Raw genomic sequence first — 17,859 nt, forward strand, 5'->3', positions numbered from 1 at the left:
TCCTCACTCCGTCTTAGCGGAGTGAGGAACGATTAACTGACGGCGTTCTCCCCGGCCCAGATCGTGGCCTTCCTCATCGCCTCTACGATCTCTTCCTCTGCCAGCCCCAGCGCGTGACTTATTCTGCTTGCCTCATCCCACTGCTGTTGCTCGTAATAATGGCAGAGGCGAACCATGTCCGCTAACTGCCCTTCCTGATGGCACAACGCATTACTCACGCTCTGCGGGACAGCAATTTGCGTCATCAGCTCTGCCATCGGCAGCTCAAGCAGGGTATCAAGCAGTGAGAACAGACCGCACATGAACGCATTCTCAGCCAGCATCGGCTCATTCAGTTTCTCGGCAATCAGTTCACAGAATTTCCCGCGCATCATACTCATCGGGTAAAGCTCGGTGACGGTGTCGTTGGCTGCACTTGCCAGCACTACAACGGCCACAAACCTTCTGAGCTGATTTTCTCCAAGATACCTCAACACTTCACTCAGCGTTAACTTGCTGAAATTACAGGCCCCCATGTGTTTAAAAGCGGTGTGCTTCATATAGCGCATGATTTTATAGGACAGCGTGAGGTCGCTTTTGATTAACGCCTCGATGATCCGAAAGTCAGGTTTATTGCGTCCTACTTCCATTTGCAGACGGAAAATTGCAAGCTGATTTTGCGATAGCCGTTTATATTTAATCACCTCCGGACGACAGAAAAAATATCCCTGAAAAAGAGAAAATCCGGCATCGCTGTATTGTTTGAATTCCTCTTTAGTCTCAATTTTTTCAGCCAGATATTTAATATGCCCGGTCAGGCTTTTACGCTCACTCAGGTAATTTTGAATTTGCGCTAAGGTGTAATTCTGGACATCGAATTTGATGATGGAAATATAGGGCAAAAAAACATCCCATTCCGGTGCGAGAGTGAAATCATCGAGCGCAAAGCAGTACCCGTGCTCATACATTTCTCTCACGGCCTGCAAAAGCGCCTCACCCGGGTCAGCATCTTCCAGGATCTCAATGACCACGTTGTTTTTGTCCAGCGCCTCAGCGCTGCGGTCGATGATCATCCGGGAAGGAAAATTGATAAACGACGTATGTTCCCCGGCGATGCGCTGGGACGGCACGGATAAGAACTGGTCTGATATCATTCTGGACGTGGCATATTCCGCCGACACATCGGGGAAACGGTTGGTCATTCCGTCTCTGAAAAGCAGCTCATAGGCCACGGTATTCATATCGAGGTTAAAAATGGGTTGTCTCGCGATAAATCCATACATATCCCATCCTCCTGAACGTCTTTATATTTATTAGCATCCCCTATCTGCACAACGATAACGAGCATTATCGAACACTAATTTGATTGAATGCACAAAATAAAAGCATCCACACTAATTAACGGGAATTAGCGTTCAAAAATTTAAATTAAATATACCCGGTGCTCTACAGAAACATGGCGAAATATCCGATAAGTGATCTGTGCCTGCCCGACATGCACGTCATTACGGGAGTTGAGAATGAAAGACGCCATGGTCCGAAAACAAAAAATAAGAGTCAAGACGTTGATGCTATTGTCCATTTTCCTCACCGTGACGGTGGGCTTTACGGCAACGATCGGTTTTATGATGTGGCAGTGGATGGATCAGCAAGAAGTGCTGGCTAAAAAACACATCCGTCAGATTGCTGAAGTGCAGTCTTTGCAGGTCAGTAAACAGATGGATTCCGCCCTGACGGCCGCGCGTGACATGGGAAATACCGCTCAGGCACTGCGCGACGCGGGCATCGCTGATCGACAGGGACTCAACCAGCTGCTAATCCATTATCTCTCAGCGCACCCTCAGTTTCTTTCAATGTCGATGGCCTTTGAACCTGATGCTTTCGATGGCAATGATGCCACCTTTGCCGGTCAGAGCGGTGAAGATCCCGCCGGACGTTACGCCCGCTACGTTGACCGCGACGCCACAGGCAAACCGGCATTACATCTGCTGACGGACATCGAAACGCCCGGCAGCGGTGATTATTATCTGCTGCCGAAGCAACGGCAAAAAGATGTCATCATCGAACCCTATATTTATCCCTACAATGGGGTGGACGTAATGCTCACCTCGATTGCCGCCCCCATCATGCGTGAGGGTCAGTTCCTGGGGTCCGTCACGTCGGATTTCTCACTCGCTACCCTGCAATCGATGATCGGGGCGATTAAACCGTGGAACGGTACAGGCTACGCCCTGCTTCTGTCGGCGGGCAACAGCGTGGTTTCCAGCCCGGATAAACGTGCCGTAGGCAAGCCTTACACCGGAACTGTCACAGGGGATGAGGTGATACGCACAAACGATCCTCAACTGAAGGAAGAGGCGTTTATCACCTGGCAGGCGATTACCATCGGCAACAGTCAGACGCCCTGGAAGCTGGCTATCGTCACCCCGGTCAGCGAAGTGATGGCCGAGGCAAGACAATTTTTACTGAAAGCCATCCTCCTGATGGTGTTAAGCATTGTGGTTGTCAGCCTGGTCATGGCGCAAATCTTTACCCGTAAAGTGGACCGCCCGGTGGGGGGCGAACCGTCAGATGCCGCCGGGATCGCGCTGGCCGTGGCCGGAGGCGACCTGAACAACGCTATCCCGGTGCGTCCCGGGGACACCAGCAGTATTTTTTACGCCCTGCACACCATGCAGATGCAGCTCAAGCGCATCGTGGGTAACATCAGCGAAGCCAGCCACTCCGTTCACGGTGGCACCAGTGAAATTTCGGCAGGCAATCTCGATCTGGCCTCACGCACCGAAGAACAGGCAGCGGCGATTGTCCAAACCGCAGCCAGCATGGAAGAGATTTCGGTCACGGTGAAAAATAACGCCGACAATGCGCACAAAGCTACCACCCTTACCGATCGCGCCGCGACCCTTGCCGGACATGGCGAGACGCTGGTCAACGATGTCGTGGTGGTGATAGGGGAAATTGACGAAAGCGCCCGTAAGATTGGAGAGATCAACAGCATTGTGGACGGTATCGCCTTCCAGACCAATATTCTGGCGCTGAATGCCGCCGTAGAAGCGGCGCGCGCGGGCGAACAGGGGCGCGGTTTTGCAGTGGTGGCGGGTGAAGTGCGCAACCTTGCCCAGCGAAGCGCCAACGCGGCAAAAGAGATCTCGCAGCTGATAGCCGAGTCTTCAGGTCGTGTCAGCAAAGGCGTTGAGCTGGTCAATGAAACCGGCGTCATGATGAAGCAGGTCATTGAGGCCGTGTCGCATGTGCATCTGGTGATTAACGATATTGTTCAGGCTCTGGATGAGCAGAATCGGGGAATTAGCCAGGTCAGCATTGCCGTCAATCAGATGGACAGCACGACCCAGCAGAACGCGTCCCTGGTACAACAGATCTCGGCAGCGGCCCTGTCTCTGGACGAGCAGGCGAAATCGCTGGAGAAAACGCTGGCGTACTTTACGCCATAAACAAAAAAAGGCACCCGCAGGACGGGTGCCTTTTCAGGCTATCGCGATTATAGCCCTTTCAGGAGCTTATCGACAAACTCCGGTACGACGGTACTGGCCAGGCCATAGTGCTTCTCTTCGAACTCGCTGCCCACCTGGCTCGGCTCCAGATTCAGCTCAACCGTATGCGCGCCGTGCAGCCGCGCTTCGTGAACAAAGCCGGCCGCCGGATAGACATGGCCAGACGTGCCAATGGCGATAAAGACATCCGCCATGGCCAGCGCGCTGTAGATGTCATCCATACCAAGCGGCATTTCACCAAACCAGACCACATGCGGGCGCAGGCGCGACGGAAACTGGCAGCAGTGGCACTTATCTTCAGGCAGCACGTCCTCTTTCCAGTCCAGCACCTGACCGCTCCAGGCGCAGCGAACTTTCAGCAGTTCACCGTGCATATGGATGATGTTTTTGTTACCAGCCCGTTCATGCAGATTGTCGATATTCTGCGTAACCAGTAAAAAACGATCGCCAAGCGCCTCTTCCAGCTTCGCCAGCGCCAGGTGCGCCGGGTTAGGCACAACCTCTGGCTGCTGCAGCTGACGACGGCGGGCGTTATAAAACGCCTGCACAAGATCCGGATCGCGGGCAAAGCCTTCCGGCGTCGCCACATCCTCAACACGGTGCTCTTCCCATAACCCGTCCGCAGCGCGGAAAGTACGAATACCTGACTCTGCGGAGATCCCCGCCCCGGTCAGCACCACCACTCTGGGTTTATCCATCGCTTCTGGCATCATTCTGTCTCTGAAAAAGATCCGCTGGCGCAAGCGCTCACGTAAGCGGCGTTTATTTTTGCGAAAACGGCTGAGTCGACCTAAGCGACGCGACAGCATAAAAACCTCGTAAACTAATCGGTGAGATGAAGAAATGCGGCTCCGCGCATCCCTCCTGCGTCCCCGTGTCGCGCACGTTCAATACGCGGCACGCGGGCAACCGGCAATAAATGTCGGGGCAAACGCCCGGACAGCTGTTCCGTTAACGCGCTAAAGTTTGAAAGCCCTCCACCAATCACCAGCAGATCCGGGTCGACGATGGTGAGAATATTACCCAGACACACCGCCAGCAGATCCAGATAGCGCTCAACGTGCTCTCGCGCCTGCGCATCCCCCTGCTCCCACAAGGTAATGATTTGAGGGGCTTCAAGTTTCTGATGATAGAAGTGTTCGTAAAGCCATGCAAACCCACGTCCGGAGAGGTAGTTCTCAATACAGCCATGCTGACCGCAACCGCAGCGGGTCAGCGGGAAGTCGCGCCCGACGACCGCCAGGGCATCAACCGGCAGGCGGATATGCCCGAACTCTCCCGTAATGTAACTGCGCCCGGTAATCGGCTTACCGTTGATGACGATCCCTCCCCCTACGCCCGTGCCGAGGATCAGCCCCATCACCAGCGGATAGCGCTGAAACTCATCGTCCCAGGCTTCGGAGAGTGCAAAACAGTTGGCATCATTATCTAAACGCACGTCGCGTTCAAGCAGAGCGGAGAGATCGGCGCGCAGCGGTTTACCGCTGGCAGCAGGAACGTTGGCCGCATACAGCGTACCATCGTCAGTTTCGGGCATTCCCGGAATACCAATGCCGACGCTGCCTTTCACGCCAAAACGTGAATCAGCTTGCGCCACCAGCGCGGCAATGGCAGTTAAAAATTCATCATAGCTTTCGCGTGGTGTGGGAACGCGGGTTTCCCACTGCAGTTTGAGGTTTTTATCAAACACGCCCAGCGCAATTTTGGTGCCGCCAATATCAAATCCATAATACATCACGCATTCCTCTTTTTGATTTGGCGGCCTGACGACCGCTAAATCATGACGTAATTACTGGCCACTTAATACCCTCGCCGGATCAATTCGGCTTGCGCGACGCGCCGGATACCAGCTTGCCAGCAGACTCAGTAAAAGTGCCGTTACCAGCACATAAAAAACGTCCAGCCAGTGCAATTCCGACGGCAGGAAGTCAATAAAATAGATATCACCTGACAGGAACTGGTGGCCAATAAGCGCCTCGATGCCATTGATAATTGGCGTCAGCTGCAGAGAAACCACCACGCCAATCACCACGCCGCAGAGGCTCCCGAACAGCCCAGCCAGCAGACCGTACCAGACAAAGATGGCGCGAATAAGACCGTCTTTTGCCCCCAGGGTACGCAGGACGGCGATGTCGCCGCTCTTGTCTTTGACCGCTATCACCAGCGTCGAAACGATATTAAAGCACGCGACCCCAATCACCAGCACCATCGCCAGATACATAATGGCGCGGATCATCTGGATATCACGGTACATATAACCGTAAGTGCCAATCCAGCTTTTGATGTAGACATAGTTATTGGTCACGCTGCCGGCATCACGCACCAGCTTATTGGCGTTGAAGACGTCGTTGACCTTAATGGCAATCCCCGTCACGCTGTCGGCCATGTCGAGATACTGGCGCGCATCTTCCATCGGCACCATCGCAAAGCTGTGATCGAGCTGGCCGCTTAACTGAAGAATACCGGTGACGTGCAGGCGTACACGTTTAGGCTGCTGCAGCTTGTGGTCGGCACTGGCGTTCGGGATCATGATAGAGACCCAGTCGCCCTGCTTAACCTTCAGGGCCTCGGCAACGCCTTTGCCCATAATAATTTGCTGTTCACCGGCCTTAAAGTTTGCCCACGCGCCGTTTTGCACATATTTCGGCAACGCGCTGAGGCGCTCTTCCTGCACCGGGTTCACCCCTTTTACCTGAATGGCGCGCAGGTTAACGCCGCTCTCGACCAGCCCGGTAAAGTTAATGTAAGGCGCGGCCGCCACGATGCCTGGCACTTTTTCGATTTTGCCCAGGGCATCGCTCCAGTGCGTCCACGGCTGATTCACCGGTTCGATTTCACCGTGCGGGACCACCGCCAGGATGCGGTTATTCAGTTCACGCTCAAAGCCGTTCATGGCGCTAAGGCCCACGATCAGCACCGCCACCCCCAGCGCAATACCGATGGTGGAGATCACCGAGATCAGTGACACCATGCCGCCGCGACGACGTCCGCGGCTAAAACGTAACCCTATGAGTAACGATAACGGTGAAGCCATTACTCCGCCCCCATCAGGGTCAGTTCTGGGTTCAGATGACCGTCGCGCATCTCAAGCTGACGTCCCATCCGTTTTGCCAGCTGGAGATCGTGGGTTACCACCAGAAACGCGGTTCCCTGCGAGGCATTCAACTCACCCAGCAGCTGGAAAATACTGTCCGCGTTGCGGGCGTCCAGGTTACCCGTTGGCTCATCCGCCAGTACCAGGCGCGGATTGTTGACCAGCGCACGCGCAATGGCCACACGCTGGCGTTCACCGCCGGAAAGTTCAGAAGGACGATGGTTACCGCGATGCCCAAGCCCAACCGCTTTCAGCATATCGCTGGCGCGAGTGTTAATTTCTGCGGGTTTCTTTTTACCAATCAGCAGCGGCATCGCCACGTTTTCCAGCGCCGTGAAATCCGGCAGCAGGTGGTGGAACTGGTAGATAAAGCCCAGCTCGCGGTTACGCAGCTCCGCTTTTGCCGCAGATGACATTTTGCTCATCGGCTGGCCGGAGAAAATCACGTCACCGCTGGTGGGTGTATCCAGCCCACCGAGCAGGTGTAATAACGTACTTTTGCCGGAGCCGGAACTGCCCACAATCGCCATCATCTCACCTTCGCCCACGCTGAAGCTCACATTGTGCAGCACGTCAGTCTGCACAGTGCCTTCCTGATAGCGTTTGGACAGGTTGTCGCATTGCAACAGGATCTTATTCATAACGTAAAGCCTCAGCGGGTTGAGTGGCGGCAGCGCGCCAGGAAGGATAAAGCGTAGAAAGCAGCGCAATGGCCATCGCAGCCAGCGCAATTCCAATCACCTGTAACGGTTCGATAGCCACGGGCAGCGCCGCACCATCAAGCAGAGCGCCGATGATCGGCATTAAATTGTTAAGCTGGCTGGCGAGCAGCGCCCCCAGCGCCGCACCGAGTAGCGCACCGATAATCCCGGCACTGGCACCCTGCACCATAAATACCGCCATGATCTGGCGCGGCGTTAGCCCCTGAGTCTGCAGAATGGCGACCTCACCCTGCTTTTCCATCACCATCAACCCCAGTGAGGTGATGATGTTGAAGGCCGCGACCGCCACGATCAGGCTCAGCAGCAACCCCATCATATTTTTTTCCATCCGCACGGCCTGGAACAGCTCGCCTTTGCGTTCACGCCAGTCCTGCCATTTGGTCCCTTCCGGCAACGTTTGCTGGCTGAGGGTATCCACTTTTAGCGGGGCGTCGAGCCACAGGCGCCAGCCGGTGATATTCCCCGCCGGATAGCGCATCAGACGTGACGCGTCCTGAATATTCACCAGCATCTGATAACCATCGACTTCGCTGTTGGCGGCAAACGTGCCAACCACCGTGAACAAGCGCTGGCTTGGCAAACGTCCCATCGGCGTAAACTGACTGGCCGACGGTACCATTACGCGCAGCTGGTCACCACGGTTGACGCCAAGCTGCCCGGCCAGTTGCTCGCCGAGGATCACGTTATATTTGCCGGCTTCCAGGTCGGTCTGCTTCACGTTCACGAGGAACGGCGTCAGCGGGTCGTTTTGCGCCGGGTCAATGCCCAGCATCACGCCGACCGCCACGCTACGGGCGCTTTGCAGCACCACATCGCCCGTGGTTAACGGCGCAACGCGCGTGACACCCTGTAACTTCGCCGCGCTTTCCGGGAGCTGTTGTGGGTTAACGGAACCGTTGGTTGAGGAGAGGATAGCCTGCGGCATCAGCCCCAGAATGTTGTTTTGCAGCTCGCGCTCAAAGCCGTTCATGACGGAGAGAACCGTCACCAGAGCCATTACGCCAAGCGTAATGCCAATAGTCGAAAGCCAGGAGACAAAGCGACCGAAGCGGTCCGCGGCGCGCCCACGCATGTAACGTAAGCCTATGAAGAGTGCGACAGGTTGGTACATGAAATCCGTCTGTTTGCTGATAGCAGACCCACGAGTATATAAGCGAATCCCTTAAGCGTAAATGACTGAAACCGTAAGCTTTGGTAATCATTTTTCTGAAAAATTCAGATAAATCAGGGTACTACTCTCTGAAACCCCACTGTATAGCCTCCACCTTTTCCGAAAAACCTCCTGATACAGACTGTTACCCGTTACATCACGGTTTTGTTTAACAACAATTGTTCGTTCGTTTATGGCAAAAAGGTAGTCGCGAACAATGAAGCAAAAAGCATTATGGATTAACCAGATAAAAGGGCTGTGTATCTGCCTGGTGGTTATCTACCATTCAGTCATCACCTTTTATCCCCATCTCAATGGGTTACAACATCCGTTATCCGGTCTTCTCGCCAAATGTTGGGTCTATTTTAATCTCTATCTTGCTCCCTTCCGCATGCCGGTGTTTTTCTTCATTTCCGGCTATCTGATTCGACGTTACATCGATGAGGTGGACTGGCGTACCAGTCTCGATAAACGGATCTGGAGCATTGTCTGGGTACTGGCGCTGTGGGGCGTTCTGCAATGGCAGGCGCTGAGCCACCTCAACGCCTGGCTTGCTCCCGAGCGTGAACTGGCCACCTCCTCCAATGCGGCCTATGCCGATTCCCTTTCCGGGTTTGTGAAGGGAATGCTCACCGCCAGCACCAGTCTCTGGTATCTGTATGCCCTGGTGGTCTATTTCACGCTGTGTAAACTACTGAGCCGCTGGAAGCTGCCGGTACTGGGGCTGCTGGCACTGGCGAGCGTCGCGATAAACTTCCTGCCGCTGCCGTGGTGGGGAATGAATAGCGTGGTGCGCAACATGATCTACTACAGCCTCGGCGCGTGGTATGGCGCTGAGCTGATGGCGTGGATGAAAGGGTTCAATCTGCGTCGCGCCTGGCTGGCGTTAGCCGCGTTCGCTGCCGTTTCTGTGGTGCTGTGGTTTGCTAACGTCCCGCTGCTGCTCTCCCTGCTGTCGATTGTGTTGATCATGAAGCTTTTCTACAGCATTGAGCAACGTTATGCCGTCCATCCTAATAATCTGCTTAACGTGATCGGTTCTAATACCATCGCGATTTATACCACCCATCGCATCCTGATTGAGGCCTTTAGCCTGTTCCTGATTGGTGAGATGAATGCCGCATACTGGCCGGTCTGGGCGGAGCTGACGTTGATTCTGGTCTACCCGTTTGCCAGCCTGTTGCTCTGCACCGTTGCCGGGCTTGGGGTGCGTAAGGTCTCCACCGCACTGTTTGGTGATGTGTTCTTCTCCCCGCCTTCCACGCTTTCTCCGTCATCGGCCAGCCGCTGATGCGCTTTTCGCCCCCTTTTGGGGGCGAATTTCCTCCCTGTGCGGTTCCGGTTTGATTATGTAAAACGATCGAGGATAATAAAGACATTGCGTATCAGTGATATGCCCCAATACTGTTGGTATATCCCCAAGAGACTCTGACATAGCCATGCCTGAACACTATCGATATTCCTTGCCTGTCAAAGCGGGCGATCAGCGCCAGCTGGGCGAACTTACTGGCGCGGCGTGCGCCACGCTGGTGGCAGAAATCGCTGAGCGACACCCGGGTCCGGTGGTACTGGTTGCCCCGGATATGCAAAATGCCCTGCGTCTGCATGATGAAATCCGCCAGTTCACTGACAATCTGGTGTTCAGTCTGGCCGACTGGGAAACGCTGCCGTATGACAGTTTCTCGCCGCACCAGGAGATCATCTCCTCTCGTCTGTCGACCCTGTATCAGTTACCGACGATGCAGCGCGGCGTGCTGATCGTCCCCGTAAACACCCTGATGCAGCGCGTCTGTCCGCACAGCTATCTTCATGGCCATGCGCTGGTGATGAAAAAAGGCCAGCGCCTGTCCCGGGACGCCCTGCGCGCGCAGCTCGACAGCGCTGGTTATCGCCATGTCGATCAGGTGATGGAGCACGGGGAATATGCCACGCGTGGTGCACTGCTCGATCTTTACCCGATGGGCAGCGACCAGCCGTATCGTCTGGATTTCTTCGATGATGAAATCGACAGCCTGCGCGTATTCGACGCCGACACGCAGCGCACGCTGGAAGAAGTGGACTCCATCAATTTACTGCCCGCACATGAGTTCCCGACAGACAAAACCGCAATCGAACTGTTCCGCAGCCAGTGGCGCGACAGATTCGACGTCAAACGCGATGCCGAACATATCTACCAGCAGGTCAGCAAAGGGACGTTGCCGGCGGGTATTGAATACTGGCAGCCGCTGTTCTTTAACGAGCCTCTGCCCGCGCTGTTCAGCTATTTCCCGGCCAATACGCTGATTGTTAACACCGGTGATATCGACGCCAGCGCCAGCCGTTTTGAGAGCGAAACTCGCGCCCGCTTTGAAAACCGGGGCGTGGACCCGATGCGTCCGCTGTTGCCACCGGAGGTGCTGTGGCTGCGCACCGACGAGCTGAACGCCGAGCTGAAACGCTGGCCGCGTATGCAGCTCAAAACCGATTCGCTCGCCGACAAGGCCGCCAATACCAACCTCGCCTTCCGCACGCTACCGGATTTATCCGTTCAGGCGCAGCAGAAGTCGCCGCTGGATAATCTGCGCAAGTTCCTCGAATCCTTTACCGGACCGGTCGTGTTCTCCGTTGAAAGCGAAGGCCGCCGGGAAGCGCTGGGTGAACTGCTGGGGCGGATCAAAATCGCGCCGAAACGTATTTTGCGCCTGAGTGAAGCCACCGGTAATGGCCGTTATCTGATGATTGGCTCCGCCGAGCACGGGTTTGTGGATACCCTCAACAATCTGGCGCTGATTTGCGAAAGCGACCTGCTGGGGGAACGCGTGGCGCGCCGCCGTCAGGACAGCCGTCGCACCATTAATCCGGACACGTTGATCCGTAACCTCGCCGAACTGCACCCCGGCCAGCCGATTGTTCACCTCGAGCACGGGGTGGGCCGTTATCAGGGCATGACGACGCTGGAAGCCGGTGGCATCAAGGGCGAATACCTGATGCTGACCTACGCCAATGACGCCAAACTCTATGTGCCGGTCTCTTCCCTGCATCTCATCAGCCGCTATGCCGGCGGTGCAGAAGACCATGCGCCATTACATAAACTGGGCGGCGACGCCTGGGCGCGCGCGCGGCAGAAAGCCGCGGAAAAAGTGCGTGATGTGGCGGCAGAACTGCTGGATATCTACGCCCAACGCGCGGCCAAAGAAGGCTTTGCCTTCAGGCATGATAAACAACAGTACCAGATGTTCTGCGATAGCTTCCCGTTTGAAACCACGCCGGATCAGGCCCAGGCCATTAATGCTGTGCTGAGCGACATGTGCCAGCCGCTGGCGATGGACAGGCTGGTTTGCGGCGATGTCGGCTTCGGCAAAACCGAAGTGGCGATGCGCGCCGCCTTCCTCGCGGTAGAAAACAATAAACAGGTCGCGGTGCTGGTGCCTACCACCCTGCTCGCCCAGCAGCATTTTGACAACTTCCGTGACCGTTTCGCCAACTGGCCGGTTCGTATTGAGATGCTGTCACGTTTTCGCAGTACCAAAGAGCAGACGCAGATTCTGGAACAGGCCAGCGAGGGTAAGATCGATATTCTGATCGGCACCCACAAGCTGCTGCAGAGTGATGTGAAGTGGAAAGATCTGGGGCTGTTGATCGTCGATGAAGAACACCGCTTCGGGGTCCGTCATAAAGAGCGTATTAAAGCGATGCGTGCCGACGTCGATATCCTCACCCTCACCGCCACACCGATTCCGCGAACGCTGAATATGGCGATGAGCGGCATGCGCGACCTGTCGATTATCGCCACGCCGCCGGCACGTCGTCTGGCGGTAAAAACCTTTGTTCGTGAATACGACAACCTGGTCGTCCGCGAGGCTATTCTGCGTGAAGTACTGCGCGGGGGTCAGGTCTATTATCTCTATAACGACGTGGAAAATATCCAGAAAGCGGCGGACAGGCTGGCAGAACTGGTGCCGGAAGCGCGCATCGCTATCGGTCACGGTCAAATGCGCGAGCGCGAGCTGGAGCGGGTGATGAACGATTTCCACCACCAGCGCTTTAACGTCCTGGTGTGTACCACCATCATTGAGACCGGGATCGATATTCCGACGGCCAATACCATCATTATTGAGCGCGCGGATCACTTTGGACTGGCGCAGCTTCACCAGCTGCGTGGCCGCGTTGGCCGCTCGCACCATCAGGCCTACGCCTGGCTGCTGACCCCGCATCCGAAAGCGATGACCACCGATGCGCAAAAACGTCTGGAGGCTATCGCGTCGCTGGAAGATCTGGGCGCGGGCTTCGCGCTGGCGACACACGACCTTGAGATCCGCGGCGCAGGTGAACTTCTGGGCGAAGACCAGAGCGGCTCGATGGAAACCATCGGCTTCTCGCTCTATATGGAGCTGCTGGAAAATGCGGTCGATGCCCTGAAGGCCGGACGTGAGCCATCGCTGGAAGATCTGACCAGCCAGCAGACTGAGGTGGAACTGCGCATGCCTTCCCTGCTACCGGATGATTTTATTCCGGATGTGAACACACGTCTGTCGTTCTACAAACGTATCGCCAGTACGAAAAATGAGAACGAACTGGATGAAATTAAGGTAGAGCTGATCGATCGCTTTGGCCTGTTGCCGGATGCCGCGAGAAACCTGCTGGATATTGCGAGGCTGCGCCAGCAGGCACAAAAGCTGGGCATTCGTAAGCTCGAAGGCAATGAAAAAGGTGGCGTGATTGAATTTGCCGAGAAGAATCACGTTAATCCGATGTGGCTAATCGGTCTGCTCCAGAAACAGCCGCAGCATTTCCGTCTGGATGGTCCAACGCGTCTGAAATTTACGCAGGAGCTGACGGATCGTAAAAACCGGATGGAGTGGGTTCGTCACTTTATGCGTCAGCTGGAAGAGAACGCTGTCGCATAATTCCCCTTCCCCCCGTTGGCGCAATGCTTACGGGGGGACAATTTACAAACTCTTTGCACTTCACCTGGATTTCCCGACATACCCATTCGCCATAATTATCGTTAACGCCTTATAAAACAATAACCTTATTATTTATATGGATTATGGTGATGATGACCTCTTCGCGTTTTACCCGCTGGATAACCGTGTTTGCGCTGGCAGCAACGGTCGCTGTTGCGCTTCCTGCACGCGCAAATACCTGGCCTCTTCCCCCTGCTGGCAGCAAGGTCGTGGGCGAAAACCGTTTTCATGTGGTTGAAAATAATGGGGGATCGCTCGAAGCGATTGCCAAAAAATATAACGTAGGCTTTCTGGCTCTGCTGCAGGCTAACCCTGGCGTCGACCCCTATGTGCCACGCGCCGGTAGCGTCCTGACCATCCCGTTGCAGACCCTTCTCCCGGATGTAGCGCGCGAAGGGATCGTGATAAACCTTGCCGAGCTGCGTCTTTACTATTACCCACCGGGTAAAAATGAAGTCACCGTTTATCCAATCGGTATTGGCCAGCTGGGCGGCGACACGCTGACCCCAACAATGGTCACCACCGTATCGGATAAACGTGCCAACCCAACCTGGACGCCAACGGCTAATATTCGTGCTCGCTATAAAGCACAGGGGATTGATTTGCCGGCTGTGGTGCCAGCGGGTCCGGAGAATCCGATGGGTCACCACGCGATCCGTCTTGCGGCCTATGGTGGCGTTTACCTTCTGCATGGAACAAATGCGGATTTCGGTATCGGGATGCGCGTCAGTTCCGGCTGTATTCGTCTGCGCGATGATGATATCAAGACGCTCTATAGCGTGATCACCCCTGGTACCCGAGTGAATATTATTAATACGCCCATTAAGGTTTCTGAGGAGCCGGGTGGCGTAAGACTGGTTGAAATTCACCAGCCGTTATCGAAAAACATTGGCGACGATCCGCAGACACTGCCAATTAATCTGAATGCCGCGATGGTGAGCTTTAAAACGAATGCCCGCACGGATGGCATCGTGATGGAGCGTGCGATGGAGGCGCGTTCCGGGATGCCCACCGATGTCACCCGGCATCAGGATGTCACCCGGCAGTCGATGTGATCCCCAATAAAAAAAGCCCTGCTGAGCAGGGCTTTTTTACAGTGGCATCGCAGTGGCATAAATGAGGGTTTAGCCAGGCTTATTTGTAGATAACAGCGGTGCCGTGCAGGGTGTTAGGACCGGTCACTGAGGTGATGCGGAAAGATTTTGCACCCATCTCGTCAGCTTTCTGCGCCAGCTGATCTTCCAGTGAGCCCAGGTTAGTCCCGGCAGAAGCAGAGATAGTCCCGACTTTATGCTGGTCAGCAGGGGTTGATTGCACTTCAACAGCAGCGAAGCTTGCGAAAGAAAGTGAACTCAGAACAGCAGCAGCGATGAGGGTTTTTACGTTTTTCATGATTTTTACCTTTAGGCAGATGATTTGGAGGTCGTTAGCTATTTAGTTAACGATCGATAGGTAAATCATAAATGTGATCCAGCTCACGCGTCAACATCTTTTTATAACGAACATTAATTAAATTTTAAATTCGTTATTTTTCATACCCATATGATTAATTTATTTTTCTCTCATCAGTGCTGGTGGTCACCCGCGATTATTTTTATAATGATTATTCAACAAACCAACAGAGGACCAACGGCAAATGACAACCGACGTGACGAGTTGCGCGAAGAAAAGCCGTGGCCGACCAAAAGTGTTCGACAGGGATGCAGCGCTTGATAAGGCCATGACTCTCTTCTGGCAACATGGGTATGAAGCGACCTCGCTTTCCGATCTGGTGGAAGCTACCGGTGCCAAAGCACCCACGCTGTATGCTGAATTCACCAATAAAGAGGGGCTGTTCAGGGCAGTGCTGGACAGATACATTTCGCGCTTTGCGGCGAAACACGAAGCCCAGCTGTTTTGTGAAGAGAAAAGCGTAGAACAGGCGCTACGGGACTACTTCACCACCGTCGCGACCTGCTTCACCAGTAAAGATACCCCTGCGGGCTGCTTTATGATTAACACCTCTGCCACCCTTGCGGCCTCCTCAAAAGAGATTGCCAACACGGTGAAATCGCGCCATGCCATGCAGGAAGAGACGCTAAGCGCGTTCCTGTCTCAGCGCCAACAACGAGGTGAAATTCCTGCGCATTGCAATCCACAGATGCTGGCGCAATACCTGAACTGTATTTTGCAGGGTATGTCGATAAGCGCCCGTGAAGGGGCTACGCTGGAAAAACTGCAAACCATTACCGCGACCACGCTGAAACTGTGGCCTGAACTGCTTAAAATCTGACGTAAAAAAAAGCTCCTCAGCCTGAGCGCTTGAGGAGCTAAGTTCAGAGAACATCTTTTTTACACTTTGTTATTCAGTACCAGCTGGCCGTTTCCATCCAGCGGAATTTGAGTGCCCGGGTCTTTATCCATGCGGATCTTGCCCTGCTGATCGCCAATTTTGTACGTCACGTCGTAACCCAGCATTTTCTCCGACTTGTCATAGACGGTTTTGCAGCGCTGCTGAGTCGTCGTGTACGTGTCGTTATCCTGCATAGCGCCCTGCACCTGGTTACCGGCATAGCCGCCGCCCAGCGCGCCGACCACGGTCGCCACATCTTTACCACGACCACCACCAAACTGATGGCCAATCACACCACCGGCAACCGCACCCAGTACTGAACCGGCGATACGGTTTTCATCCTGTACCGGACGGCGATGGGTCACGGAGACGTTACGGCACTCCTGACGAGGCGTTTTCACGGTTTCTTTAATCGGGGTAGCAGACACGACCTGTGCGTATTGTGGGCCGCGATCCAGTACGTTGAGACTGGCAACGGCAGCCACACCTAACGCAGCAGCGACACCAATCCCTATACCCGCCAACATTGATTTATTCACGGGACTTCCTCCTTTGTTGCTATTGGTAACAATTTTGCAATGCAGGTCGCGCTTCGCCAATAAGACAAAGGATCAAAAAGTGGACGTGGAGGAGAGATATATCGTGTTTAGGAGAACTCTTAAGCACTCAATGTACGATGAGCAGCATGATATGCTAAAAATTCCCTCCGGAGGCCCCGGAGGGAGAGAATATTAGTGCAGCTTCAGGCGTGGTCGAATAACGCGGTTGATTCGTCCCACCAGCATCATCAGCCCGGTTTTGAAGTAACCGTGCAGGGCAATCTGGTGCATACGATAGAGCGAGATATAGACAAAGCGTGCAATACGCCCTTCCACCATCATGGAGCCGCGCATCAGGTTACCCATCAGGCTGCCGACGGTAGAGAAGTTCGAGAGCGATACCAGAGAACCATGGTCTTTATAGACATAGGCTTTCATCGGCTTACCTTTGTACTGCGCCAGAATATTGTGCAGTACCAGGCTTGCCATCTGGTGCGCTGCCTGAGCACGCGGAGGCACAAAACCGCCCTCCGGACGCGCGCAGGAAGCACAGTCGCCGATGGCGAAAATGTCCGGATCGCGTGTGGTTTGCAGGGTCGGCTCGGTCACCAGCTGGTTAATACGGTTCGTTTCCAGCCCGCCAATCTCTTTCATAAAATCAGGCGCTTTGATGCCAGCAGCCCAGACCATCAGGTCTGCTTTGATGTACTCGCCATCTTTGGTATGCAGGCCGCCGCCGTCCGCGCTGGTTACCATGGTTTGGGTCAGAACCCGCACGCCCAGCTTGGTCAGTTCATTATGCGCCGCACCGGAAATGCGCGGAGGCAGCGCCGGCAGGATACGTTCACCCGCTTCAACCAGCGTCACGTTCAGCGCATCATTGGTTAAGCCTTTATAACCGTAGCTGTGCAGCTGTTTCACCGCGTTGTGCAGCTCAGCAGAAAGCTCGACGCCCGTCGCCCCCCCACCAACAATCGCGATATTAACTTTCCCGTTCGCACCCATATTGCTGGTGTACTTCAGGAACAGGTTCAGCATTTCCTGGTGGAAACGACGTGCCTGATGTGGGTTATCGAGGAAGATACAGTGCTCTTTTACACCTGGTGTGTTGAAATCATTGGAGGTACTGCCCAGCGCCATGACCAGCGTGTCATACGGCAGTTTGCGCTCAGGAACCAGCAGTTCCCCTTTTTCATCGCGCAGCTCTGCCAGGGTAATGGTTTTGCTCTCACGATTGATATCCACCACGGAGCCCAGCTGGAACTGGAAATGGTGATTGCGCGCATGTGCCAGATAGCTCAGCGCGTCCACGCCCTCATCCAGTGAACCGGTCGCCACTTCGTGCAACAGCGGTTTCCACAGGTGGCTGTGGTTACGATCCACCAGCGTAATTTTGGCTTTTTTGCCGCGACCGAGCTTCTTGCCTAACTGTGTAGCCAGCTCCAGCCCGCCAGCACCACCGCCGACAATCACTATCTTTTTCAATGGCGTAGTCAACGTGACCCCCTCAAATTATTAACCAATTGTTAATTAAAAGTTATAAAAATAACCCTTAATTAACAACAGGTTACATCACTGAAACCAT

Annotated in this window: 14 protein-coding genes; 5 read left to right on the top strand and 9 right to left on the bottom strand. The window is 54.6% G+C overall.

From position 1 onward, the window contains the following. Positions 1-32 precede the first annotated feature (32 nt). Positions 33-1,262 (bottom strand): HDOD domain-containing protein, encoded by a 1,230-nt coding sequence (locus QLG09_RS10495; RefSeq protein ID WP_063156123.1) that lies wholly within the window; start codon positions 1,260-1,262, stop codon positions 33-35. A 237-nt stretch (positions 1,263-1,499) separates the two neighbouring features. Between QLG09_RS10495 and QLG09_RS10500 the strand changes: the two genes are divergently transcribed. Next, a complete protein-coding gene (locus QLG09_RS10500; RefSeq protein WP_049023823.1) occupies positions 1,500-3,431 on the top strand; it encodes a methyl-accepting chemotaxis protein in 1,932 nt (643 codons plus the stop codon). A 47-nt stretch (positions 3,432-3,478) separates the two neighbouring features. Here the strand turns inward: QLG09_RS10500 and cobB are convergent, their stop codons facing one another. Genes cobB through lolC form a run of 5 tightly spaced genes read right to left on the bottom strand, consistent with a single transcriptional unit; the run spans position 3,479 to position 8,418 of the window. Further along, entirely contained in the window at positions 3,479-4,300 is an 822-nt protein-coding gene (gene cobB / locus QLG09_RS10505) for a Sir2 family NAD+-dependent deacetylase (protein WP_014169599.1), read from the bottom strand. 14 nt (positions 4,301-4,314) lie between these two features. After that, entirely contained in the window at positions 4,315-5,226 is a 912-nt protein-coding gene (nagK, locus tag QLG09_RS10510; protein WP_025204444.1) for an N-acetylglucosamine kinase, read from the bottom strand. Positions 5,227-5,280: 54 nt separating this feature from the next. Beyond that, the gene (gene lolE, locus QLG09_RS10515; RefSeq protein ID WP_282488895.1) at positions 5,281-6,525 is read right to left on the bottom strand and encodes a lipoprotein-releasing ABC transporter permease subunit LolE; all 1,245 of its coding nucleotides are present in this window, start codon (positions 6,523-6,525) and stop codon (positions 5,281-5,283) included. Continuing rightward, complete coding sequence (lolD, locus tag QLG09_RS10520) at positions 6,525-7,226, bottom strand: lipoprotein-releasing ABC transporter ATP-binding protein LolD (protein WP_020884656.1); 702 nt, start codon at positions 7,224-7,226, stop codon at positions 6,525-6,527. Before lolD ends, lolE begins: the two co-directional genes overlap by 1 nt. Next, the gene (gene lolC, locus QLG09_RS10525) at positions 7,219-8,418 is read right to left on the bottom strand and encodes a lipoprotein-releasing ABC transporter permease subunit LolC (protein ID WP_032681244.1); all 1,200 of its coding nucleotides are present in this window, start codon (positions 8,416-8,418) and stop codon (positions 7,219-7,221) included. The genes lolD and lolC overlap by 8 nt, the downstream gene beginning before the upstream one ends. Before the next feature lie 256 nt (positions 8,419-8,674). Here lolC and QLG09_RS10530 point away from each other — a divergent pair, with 256 nt between their 5' ends. The 3 genes from QLG09_RS10530 to QLG09_RS10540 all read left to right on the top strand — a co-directional run bounded on the left by QLG09_RS10530 (position 8,675) and on the right by QLG09_RS10540 (position 14,458). After that, a complete protein-coding gene (locus QLG09_RS10530) occupies positions 8,675-9,748 on the top strand; it encodes an acyltransferase family protein (protein ID WP_014169594.1) in 1,074 nt (357 codons plus the stop codon). A 148-nt stretch (positions 9,749-9,896) separates the two neighbouring features. Continuing rightward, entirely contained in the window at positions 9,897-13,343 is a 3,447-nt protein-coding gene (gene mfd / locus QLG09_RS10535) for a transcription-repair coupling factor (RefSeq protein ID WP_282488898.1), read from the top strand. 149 nt (positions 13,344-13,492) lie between these two features. After that, positions 13,493-14,458 (top strand): L,D-transpeptidase family protein, encoded by a 966-nt coding sequence (locus tag QLG09_RS10540; protein WP_047744348.1) that lies wholly within the window; start codon positions 13,493-13,495, stop codon positions 14,456-14,458. A 79-nt stretch (positions 14,459-14,537) separates the two neighbouring features. On the opposite strand, the gene bhsA is transcribed toward QLG09_RS10540, so the two are convergent. Next, a complete protein-coding gene (gene bhsA / locus QLG09_RS10545) occupies positions 14,538-14,795 on the bottom strand; it encodes a multiple stress resistance protein BhsA (RefSeq protein WP_013097102.1) in 258 nt (85 codons plus the stop codon). A 244-nt stretch (positions 14,796-15,039) separates the two neighbouring features. Here bhsA and comR point away from each other — a divergent pair, with 244 nt between their 5' ends. Beyond that, on the top strand, positions 15,040-15,675 hold the full coding sequence (gene comR / locus QLG09_RS10550) for a TetR family copper-responsive transcriptional repressor ComR (RefSeq protein ID WP_014169591.1): 636 nt from the start codon (positions 15,040-15,042) through the stop codon (positions 15,673-15,675). Positions 15,676-15,734: 59 nt separating this feature from the next. On the opposite strand, the gene QLG09_RS10555 is transcribed toward comR, so the two are convergent. Both QLG09_RS10555 and QLG09_RS10560 read right to left on the bottom strand, forming a co-directional pair. Beyond that, a complete protein-coding gene (locus QLG09_RS10555) occupies positions 15,735-16,274 on the bottom strand; it encodes a glycine zipper 2TM domain-containing protein (RefSeq protein WP_008500779.1) in 540 nt (179 codons plus the stop codon). Between the two features lie 192 nt (positions 16,275-16,466). Next, complete coding sequence (locus QLG09_RS10560; RefSeq protein WP_014169589.1) at positions 16,467-17,771, bottom strand: NAD(P)/FAD-dependent oxidoreductase; 1,305 nt, start codon at positions 17,769-17,771, stop codon at positions 16,467-16,469. Positions 17,772-17,859 lie beyond the last annotated feature (88 nt).

The organism is Enterobacter sp. V89_11 (genome assembly GCF_029967775.1).
GTDB classification, from domain to species: Bacteria; Pseudomonadota; Gammaproteobacteria; order Enterobacterales; family Enterobacteriaceae; genus Enterobacter; species Enterobacter ludwigii.

Excerpts from the sequence above, each read along its gene's own strand:
- QLG09_RS10495 (WP_063156123.1), bottom strand. The coding sequence starts at position 1,262 with ATGTATGGATTTATCGCGAGACAACCCATTTTTAACCTCGATATGAAT.
- QLG09_RS10500 (WP_049023823.1), top strand. The coding sequence starts at position 1,500 with ATGAAAGACGCCATGGTCCGAAAACAAAAAATAAGAGTCAAGACGTTG.
- cobB (WP_014169599.1), bottom strand. The coding sequence starts at position 4,300 with ATGCTGTCGCGTCGCTTAGGTCGACTCAGCCGTTTTCGCAAAAATAAA.
- nagK (WP_025204444.1), bottom strand. The coding sequence starts at position 5,226 with ATGTATTATGGATTTGATATTGGCGGCACCAAAATTGCGCTGGGCGTG.
- lolE (WP_282488895.1), bottom strand. The coding sequence starts at position 6,525 with ATGGCTTCACCGTTATCGTTACTCATAGGGTTACGTTTTAGCCGCGGA.
- lolD (WP_020884656.1), bottom strand. The coding sequence starts at position 7,226 with ATGAATAAGATCCTGTTGCAATGCGACAACCTGTCCAAACGCTATCAG.
- lolC (WP_032681244.1), bottom strand. The coding sequence starts at position 8,418 with ATGTACCAACCTGTCGCACTCTTCATAGGCTTACGTTACATGCGTGGG.
- QLG09_RS10530 (WP_014169594.1), top strand. The coding sequence starts at position 8,675 with ATGAAGCAAAAAGCATTATGGATTAACCAGATAAAAGGGCTGTGTATC.
- mfd (WP_282488898.1), top strand. The coding sequence starts at position 9,897 with ATGCCTGAACACTATCGATATTCCTTGCCTGTCAAAGCGGGCGATCAG.
- QLG09_RS10540 (WP_047744348.1), top strand. The coding sequence starts at position 13,493 with ATGATGACCTCTTCGCGTTTTACCCGCTGGATAACCGTGTTTGCGCTG.
- bhsA (WP_013097102.1), bottom strand. The coding sequence starts at position 14,795 with ATGAAAAACGTAAAAACCCTCATCGCTGCTGCTGTTCTGAGTTCACTT.
- comR (WP_014169591.1), top strand. The coding sequence starts at position 15,040 with ATGACAACCGACGTGACGAGTTGCGCGAAGAAAAGCCGTGGCCGACCA.